Raw genomic sequence first — 8,808 nt, 5'->3', positions numbered from 1 at the left:
ATCACTTACTACCGTTTTTGTTTTGAGTTCCCGCTAATCCGCGATGAACCTTTTTCTATTCGCGTTATGAACGACTAAAGGTTAGACACTAATAACTGCGGTGTGGCTTTTTGCTGAAGATAGATACTAAAGCGACTTCCTTTACCTACTTCGGATTCAACTCGTATTTCGCCGCCCGTTTGGCTCAAAATACTTTGAGAAACGGACAAACCTAAGCCTGTACCGTCTCTTTTGGTGGTATAGAAAGGAGAGAAAATACGTTTCAGTTGTTCTTCCTTAATACCACAGCCCTCATCTTCAACATGAACAATAGCCCCATGAGATACTCCATTTTCAACCCAATCTTCACTCGAGATAGTCAATGTGCCCTGTCCGTCCATCGCGTGAATCGCGTTCATTTGCAGGTTAACTAGAATTTGCAGCAATTGGTTTCGGTTCACTTCGACTGAGGTTTTAGCATTCAATTGCGAGACATACACAATGCCTTTCTTTTTTGCGCCTGTTTTTACGAGCGTAATACTTTCATCGACAATTGGATTGATATGTTGCCAAGTGATTTCGTCTTGTACACCACCGTGTCGGCTGTATTGAAGTAAGCTTCGCGTGATGTTTCGGATTCGGTCGATCTGCTCCATGATCGCGTGGACTTCTTCGTCTACACGAGCCACTTCGTCACCTAGTTCAAACTTCATTAGCTCAACGTTGCCTAGAATTACTGCTGTCGGATTATTGATTTCATGGGCAATACCTGCGGTTAACTCACCTAACGCGGCTAATTTTTCGTTGACCACCAGCTTATCTCTAGCTTGGTTAAGAAGCTGGATGTGCAGTTCGAGTTCTTCCGTTTTCTCTTTCAAACTGGCGGTACGAGAATGAACCTTACATTCGAGTTCAGACGCCGCTTGTTGAATCTCTTGATTACGCTCGTGGAGCAGATCTAACATTTTGTCGAACTGTTTCGCAAGCAACGTAAGTTCATGTTGATCATCCAAACCCAACGTACCGATTCGCTTGTCTTGCCCCATTTGGACTAGCTTTACAACTTTATGGATGCGTTCAATTGGGTTGAAAAGATCGCGTGCACCACGGTGTACGATCAAACCTGAAGCTAACAGCAGTAATATGATGGTAATGCTGATTTCACCAAGGTTAGTCAGATACGTCTCTACGAGTGGCCAGATTAGATAGCCGGTATAAAGCATGCCAATAACGTTATCAAACTGGTCGTGGATTGGTTGATAAGCGGTGATGTACCAAGCGTCGTAAACATATGCTCGGTCTAACCACTTTTGCCCTTGATTCAAGACTTTTGAATGAACCTCATGAGAAACGCGAGTACCAATTGCGCGCCCTGCACTGTCTTCACTGCTTAATGGCACATTAGTGCTGACACGCAGATCATCAAGGAATACGGTAACCGTACCAATGCGGCGATTAAAACCATCACGTTGTGGATAGATCAAGTTGCTGATCTGATCAACTAACTGTGTGCTGTTGTTAAGTAGGATCCCGCCATCAAGAAAACCAATAACGTGATCATTCTTGTCTCGAATTGACACAACAGTGCGGCTAACTAAACCTCGAGTTTCAACGTTTTGATTATTGAGCATTGGGACTTCGGCTTGCCTGGCAAGGTTTTGGTCTAAATCGTTGAGTTCGTTTTGGCTCAATACACTAAAGAACGATTCTTTGTGTGTCAGGTTGAGGTATTCAAGCTTTTTCTCCATGCTCTCGACGCTACGCCAGCGTAGAAAATCGAGTTCATAGCGAGATTTGTTTTCTGAAACCCAACGTGTGAGCTCTTCTTTCGAAATATCACTCGTGAGTTTGATTCGGAAGTTGTAAGACTCAGCAAATGCTTGAACGTTATAGGCCTGTTGGTTCTGAATTAAATGGATACTGTTGTCGGCAACATCCAAACGCTCATCGACATCAATCAGAGCACCCTGCCACGTGTAATGTACTGACCAATACAGTGTTATAGCGACAAGCGCACACAAAGTAAGAATGATGGGAGCGGATGTTAGAAATAGCAGGCGATAACGCACCATGGTTTTGAACCGGAACGCCCACTTTGTCCACCAATGACGTCTAATCGGCATATTCAGAGCCTTCTGTGTTCCATTCTTTGTACTTACGCTCTAGTGTTTTACGCGCCACACCGAGATCTCTCGCTGCTGCAGATTTATTGCCATCATGAAAACTCACCAGTTGTTCTATGTGAGATTTCTCGACTTCTTTGAGTGTCCAAGTGTTCGGGTAACCCTCAGCTGCGTCTACATTATTCAAGTTTGGTATTTCCGCCCCATGTGACACCGTCACTGAAATGCTGGTTGGGGCTGGATCACCATTCACTTCTCGCCAATAGTGTGCTGGTGGCTTGTCTAAAAGAATGCATCTTTCGACTAAGTTCTTAAGTTCGCGGATATTGCCCGGCCATTCGTATTCATTCATTGCCAAGATATCTTCATGTGCCCAGTTTGGAACCGGCATACCCAGTTCACTAGATAAAAGACGAGTGAAGTATGGAACAAGCTCTATCAGATCAGACGGTCGTTCTCTCAATGGCACAACATCAATCTTAAGTACATTGAGTCGGTAGAACAGATCGCGACGGAAGTGGCCTTTATCGACCTCTTCTTGAAGGTTTCGGTTTGTTGCTGCGACGACACGTACATCGACAGCGATCTCTTTCTCACTGCCAACTGGACGAATAGTACGTTGCTCTAACACACGTAACAGCGCTGCTTGCATTGGCAGTGGCATTTCACCTATTTCATCTAGGAACAAGGTGCCGCCACTTGCGACTCGGAAAAGGCCTTCACGGTTTTTCTTCGCACCGGTAAATGCGCCAGAGGTATGCCCGAATAGTTCACTTTCAAGAAGTTCTGGGGCGATTGCGCCACAGTTGATTGGCACAAATGGCCCTGTACGTTTACTGGCTTCATGTACACCACGTGCAACTAGCTCTTTACCTGTACCTGACTCACCTTCTATAAGAACGGATGCTCGAGAGGGTGCAAATTGACTGATCAGCAATTTAAGCTGTTTGGTTTTATCTGAGTTACCGATTAACTCGGTCTTGATATGACGGCTAACATCACGCTTCAATGCGTATTGCATTCTTTGGTCAAGGCGCTTATCCATACAACGTAGTACAGCTTGTATCATTTGTTCTAAGTTGAAAGGTTTAAGAATGAAGTCTGAAGCGCCAAGCTTAAGCGCAGATATGGTCATCTCTAGATCAGCATAGCCAGTCATGAAAATAACATCGGCACGTTTGTCGTTGTCGTTAAAAGCCTCTTCCCACTCAATGCCAGAGCGTCCTGGCAGGTTGATATCAAGAACAATGAGATCAAAATGTTCGCTCGAACGCAGTATTTCAGCTTCTTCAACAGACCCTGCACTCGATACCTTGCCAAAGAACTTACCTAGGGCCTTCTTTAGAATAGCCTGCATCCCGACTTCATCGTCCACGACCAAGACGGAAAACGCTTGATATTGAGTCAATGTGTTTGGGTTGAGGTTCGATGCAGGTGAACTAGGTAAAGACATAATGATTAGCCGATGGGGAAAGTTGGGACAGAGTGTACCAATTAACCTTTTGTGCGACAGGGACAATGTGCGACATTTTGTCCTAGCTCATATTTTAATGCATTTTGTTAGCCTAAATGACGCAGTTTTGTTCGATATAACAGCAATTTAATGAAATTTGATGCACTATTTATTGGCATTAAGATTGCTTATTAGGTGTAGATTCCTAATTACAACAATTAGCGTCTTATGCACATGCCCTTCTTTGAGCCCTTTAAAAATAGAGGCATGTCATTCATTTATAACAGAATGGACATAATAATAATGAAAGCAATTCCCCTAACTATTGCAGCTCTATCTATCGTCAGTTACACGGCTAGCAGCGCGGAAGACACCACTCATATCAAATTGGCGACAACCACAAGTACCTACCACTCAGGCTTACTGGACTACTTATTGCCTGAGTTCGAAAAGGATTCTGGTATTAAGGTTGATGTTCTCGCTGCGGGTACGGGTAAATCACTTCGCATGGGTGAAAACGGTGATGTTGATTTGGTAATGACTCACGCACCAAAAGCTGAAGCGAACTTCGTTGAAAAAGGTTACGGCGTTTTACCTCGTAAGCTGATGTACAACGATTTTGTTATCGTTGGCCCACAAAGCGACCCTGCGAAGATTGAATCTCAAAAAGCAGTAGCTGATGTGTTCAAAGCAATCGCGAACAACAACGTGACGTTTGTTTCTCGTGGGGACGACTCTGGTACTCATAAGAAAGAGATGGGTATTTGGGCGCAAACTAAGATGGAGCCGAACTTTGGCGGCTATCGCAGCGTTGGTCAAGGAATGGGCCCAACTCTGAACATGGCGTCTGAAATGCAAGGCTACACCATGACAGACCGCGGTACTTGGTTAGCTTACCAAAACAAACTTGACCTTAAAGTGTTGTTCCAAGGCGACAAGAACCTATTTAACCCTTACCAAGTGATTCTTGTTAACCCAGAACGCTACCCAAGCATCAATTACCAAGCAGCGAAAGTATTCAGTGATTGGTTGGTTAACCCTAAAGGCCAGAAACTGATCAACGACTTTAAACTGCACGGCAAACAGCTATTTGTTGCAAACGCAGAATAGTTGGTTGCAAGCGCAGAATAGCTTGTTGTAAGAAATGAGTCGTGGGTTGTGAGTAAAGCGTAGCGTTGAAGGTTTAACCCTAACCAACTAGCGCTACGCTTAACTAAACAGTCAACGAGACCACCTAAATAATCACGTTTAAAAACCGTCTTGCTTTAAAGGCATTCACGCTTAGAAACAATAGCTGACCAATACAGGCTCAAATAGTTTGTGTCAGCTATGATTAACATCAGACACTACCGATAAAAGCCTATTATCGATTCAAACGAGATACTTCATGACCTTATGGCAAACAACGATTGATGCAATGAATCTACTGGTGAGTTTTGACCACGAATTGTGGCAAATCGTCGCGGTATCCTTCAGTGTATCTTTGTCCGCCATCTCATTAGTGATTGTTCCTGCAATCCTTATGGCTTTCTTACTGGCTTACACCGAATTCCCCGGTAAATGGGCGCTGCTTTCGGTGATCAACACCTTACAAGCGATACCGACCGTGGTAATTGGCTTGTTGATGTACATGATGCTCTCTCGTTCTGGTCCTTTAGGTGACTGGCAATTACTGTTCACGCAAAAGGCGATGATTCTAGGTCAGATGCTGATCTGTTTCCCTATCCTAGTTGCGATGATGCATGGCGCTCTGCAGGCCAGTGACCGCCGAGCAGTAGAAACAGCGCGCACTCTTGGCGTATCAACAACACGAGTCGCGTGTACCTTGATTTGGGAAACTCGTTTCCCTCTATTGGCTGCAACCATTGCTGCCTTCTCTCGTATCGTCACAGAAGTAGGTTGTTCAATGATGGTGGGTGGCAACATTATGGGGATGACAAGAAACATCCCAACAGCTATCGCCATGGAAAGCCACAAAGGCGCATTCGCTCAAGGCGTCGCCCTCGGTATGGTGTTATTAGCATTGGCATTAGCCCTTAACTTTTTCCTTTCCAGTGTGAGAGGAAAAGGCTATTTAAGAACTTAGGAACGCTGTCATGAGTATAAAAATAACAACGCAGCAAATTTCAATGCGCTACAAAGAGCGTGTTTTGTTCCACATCCCCGAATTGTCGATCGGCCCCAACGATGCCATTTATCTCAAAGGGGACAATGGCGTTGGCAAAACGACCCTACTTAAAATCTTATCAGGATTGATCAAGCCGAGCTCTGGCCGTATTCAGTCTCCGACACAAAGCTGGCAACATAGCCTGTTTCCTCGGTTAAAATTTAAAGACATCATCTATCTCCACCAAACTCCTTACCTTTTTGATGGCTCGGTGTACCAAAATGTCGCTTATGGCATTCGCTTTAATAAAGAGAGTCAAAAAGATAAGCGAGCTCAAATAATTAATGCATTAAGAATGGTAGGTTTAGAAACCTTGGCAGATGAGCACATTTCTGTGTTGTCTGGTGGTGAGCGCCAACGCGTGGCAATGGCCCGTGCTTGGATTCTTAAGCCTTCAATCTTGCTTATGGATGAACCAAGTGCTTCTTTAGACAAAGAATCTATTGAAAGATTGGTGATTATGGCCGAAGATCTTCTTCAGAGAGGCGCGAGTTTGGTCATCACTAGCCACCAAACTAACGCGTTAACCGATTTATGTAAGAAGCAGTGGTGGATCAAGGACAACACTTTGACTGAATCACCGCTTCTGCAAGTTATTAAAAAGAACAAAGCACAAGAGAATATTTATGCTGCTTCCAACGCAAACTAGTTGGGTTATTTTGGCTGGCGGACAAGCCAGCCGCATGGGCGGAAAAGATAAAGGACTCGTTGAGCTCAACGGTTCTCCGCTCATTCAATACGTTATTAACAAGCTGTCACAACAAGATGTCAGCATTACCATCAATGCCAACCGTAACTTAGACAGTTACCAAGCATTTGCACCGGTTGTTTCCGATTCTTTCCCTGACTATCCAGGCCCATTGGGCGGCATTCATGCTGGCCTTAAAAACGCGAGCACAGATTGGGTCGGCTTTGTCCCTTGCGACAGCCCACAGATTAGTGATGACCTTGTTGAACGTTTTTGTGCAGCAGTAAAAGAAGACAGCGACATTCTTGTCGCGCATGATGGCGAATTTAAGCAACCAGTATTCACCCTATTCCACAAACGTGTTCTACCAAAGTTAGAAGCGTTTTTGGAACGTGGTGATCGTAAAATTATCTTGCTGTACAAAGAGTGTGTCACGGAATACGTTGATTTTAGCGATTCTCCTAACTGCTTTGTTAATCTCAACACGCCAGAAGAACTCACCCAATTCGGAACGCTTCAATAATGAAAGATTCTAAACAACGCCCTAACCTTCCTCTATTGGGGTTTGCTGCTTACAGTGGCACAGGCAAAACAACCGTATTAGAAGCTCTGCTTCCTTTATTGACAGAGTCGGGTTTAAAAGTTGGTGTGCTAAAACATGCTCACCACGATTTTGATGTCGATAAGCCGGGCAAAGACAGCTACCGTTTACGCAAAGCGGGCGCAAATCAAATGCTGATAGCTTCGCGTAACCGTCATGTGATGATGACTGAGACTCCAGAAGCAGAAGCCGATTTTGATTACCTGTTGACTCGTTTTGATACCAACACACTTGATCTGATTTTGGTTGAAGGCTGTAAGAACATTGCTTTCCCTAAAATCGAGCTTCACCGTGATGAAGTGGGTAAACCTTGGTTGTACCAAAACGATGACAACATCATTGCTATTGCTGCTGATAGCCACGTTGAATCTGACTTACCTCAAATGTCGATCAACGACTTAGAAGCGATTCGTGATTTCATCATCGATTACGCGCAGTCCTTTGACCTTTCCTCTACAAAAGGCAAAGCAGCGTCATGCTCATCTTCAAAAGACGCAGCGCCCGCGGTGTGTTGTGATTCGTTCTCTCCAGCAGGTTTAACCGTAACTCAGGGCCAACAAAAGATTGTTGATAGCATTGACGCGCTTGATCTCACAGAGAGTGTTGAATTACTGCAAGGCTACGGTCGTGTGTTGGCTGAAGATGTGATCTCGCCAATCAACGTCCCACAGAATACTAATTCTGCAATGGATGGCTACGCGATTCGTAGTGAAGATCTTGAATTGGATAGCTACAACATTGTTGCTGAAGTTATGGCTGGTCACAGCTACGACAAAACCGTTCAACAAGGTGAAGCTGTTAAGATCATGACGGGTGCACCAATGCCAGATGGCGTTGATGTTGTTGTGATGCGTGAGCAAGCCGTGCAAGATGGCGATAAAGTTAGCTTCCCAGACGCGAAAATCTCCGTTGGACAAAATGTCCGTATGGCCGGTGAAGATTTAGAAATTGGCCAACCTGTCTTTACACGTGGCACACGCATCGAAGCACCAGAAATGGGTATGATGGCGTCGTTAGGTTTCGGTACCTGCCCTGTTCTGCGTAAAGTGAAGGTGGGTGTGTTCTCAACGGGTGATGAAGTTCAGGCACCGGGCGTTGAGCAAAAGCCAAACTCTATCTACGACTCGAACCGTTTCACTATCATCGGCATGCTTCAAAAGCTAGGTTGCGACATCGTTGATTACGGCATTATCGAAGATGACGAACAAAAGATGATGGATGTACTTCATGCTGCGTCGTTAGAGACCGATATGGTTCTGACTTCTGGTGGCGTGTCTGTTGGTGATGCTGACTACATCAAACTCGCGTTAGATAAGTTGGGTGAGATTAACTTCTGGCGTATCAACATGCGTCCAGGTCGCCCTCTTGCTTACGGCAAAATTGAAGACAAACCTTTCTTCGGTTTACCTGGCAACCCAGTAGCCGTGATGGTGTCGTTCATTAACTTTGTAGAACCTGCAATCCGCAAGCTACAAGGTCAAACTAACTGGACACCAGTGAAAGCGAACGCGATAGCGACTGAGCAATTACGTTCTCGTCAAGGTCGTACTGAGTTCAGCCGTGGCGTGTTCTCAATGAACGAATCAGGCGTGCTTGAAGTAAAAACAACCGGTAAGCAAGGTTCAGGTATTCTACGTTCAATGAGCGAAGCAAACTGTCTAATCGAGATTTCACCAGCGGTAGACACTGTAAAAGCCGGTGAAACGGTGACGATCATTCCTTTGCAAGGTCGTGTGTAAATAAACAAGATTGTTAGCTTTAAGCTAGCGAATTCAGAGTAATACATACTCTAAATAG

At 44.8% G+C, this 8,808-nt stretch carries 7 protein-coding genes; 5 read left to right on the top strand and 2 right to left on the bottom strand.

From position 1 onward, the window contains the following. Window positions 1-74: 74 nt before the first annotated feature. Together ACED53_RS12645 and ACED53_RS12640 are read right to left on the bottom strand one after the other, a co-directional pair. On the bottom strand, window positions 75-2,102 hold the full coding sequence (locus tag ACED53_RS12645; RefSeq protein WP_017100051.1) for a cache domain-containing protein: 2,028 nt from the start codon (window positions 2,100-2,102) through the stop codon (window positions 75-77). Further along, a complete protein-coding gene (locus ACED53_RS12640) occupies window positions 2,092-3,555 on the bottom strand; it encodes a sigma-54 dependent transcriptional regulator (protein ID WP_032499045.1) in 1,464 nt (487 codons plus the stop codon). Before ACED53_RS12640 ends, ACED53_RS12645 begins: the two co-directional genes overlap by 11 nt. Before the next feature lie 303 nt (window positions 3,556-3,858). On the opposite strand from ACED53_RS12640, the gene ACED53_RS12635 reads away from it, so the two are divergent. The 5 genes from ACED53_RS12635 to ACED53_RS12615 all read left to right on the top strand — a co-directional run bounded on the left by ACED53_RS12635 (window position 3,859) and on the right by ACED53_RS12615 (window position 8,750). Beyond that, complete coding sequence (locus tag ACED53_RS12635) at window positions 3,859-4,665, top strand: substrate-binding domain-containing protein (RefSeq protein WP_009846741.1); 807 nt, start codon at window positions 3,859-3,861, stop codon at window positions 4,663-4,665. A gap of 277 nt (window positions 4,666-4,942) precedes the next feature. After that, the gene (locus ACED53_RS12630) at window positions 4,943-5,641 is read left to right on the top strand and encodes an ABC transporter permease (protein WP_009846742.1); all 699 of its coding nucleotides are present in this window, start codon (window positions 4,943-4,945) and stop codon (window positions 5,639-5,641) included. Window positions 5,642-5,651: 10 nt separating this feature from the next. Continuing rightward, window positions 5,652-6,371 carry an energy-coupling factor ABC transporter ATP-binding protein gene (locus ACED53_RS12625; protein WP_009846743.1) on the top strand — a complete coding sequence of 240 codons (720 nt, stop codon included), beginning with the start codon at window positions 5,652-5,654 and terminating at the stop codon, window positions 6,369-6,371. Further along, entirely contained in the window at window positions 6,349-6,933 is a 585-nt protein-coding gene (mobA, locus tag ACED53_RS12620; RefSeq protein WP_009846744.1) for a molybdenum cofactor guanylyltransferase MobA, read from the top strand. The genes ACED53_RS12625 and mobA overlap by 23 nt, the downstream gene beginning before the upstream one ends. Then, window positions 6,933-8,750, top strand: a complete 1,818-nt coding sequence (locus ACED53_RS12615) for a bifunctional molybdopterin-guanine dinucleotide biosynthesis adaptor protein MobB/molybdopterin molybdotransferase MoeA (protein WP_009846745.1) — start codon at window positions 6,933-6,935, stop codon at window positions 8,748-8,750. The genes mobA and ACED53_RS12615 overlap by 1 nt, the downstream gene beginning before the upstream one ends. Window positions 8,751-8,808: the final 58 nt, after the last annotated feature.

The organism is Vibrio sp. 1F169, from assembly GCF_041439605.1.
In the GTDB taxonomy this organism is placed as follows: Bacteria; Pseudomonadota; Gammaproteobacteria; order Enterobacterales; family Vibrionaceae; genus Vibrio; species Vibrio tasmaniensis_A.
This window is presented reverse-complemented; position numbering and strand designations above follow the sequence as displayed.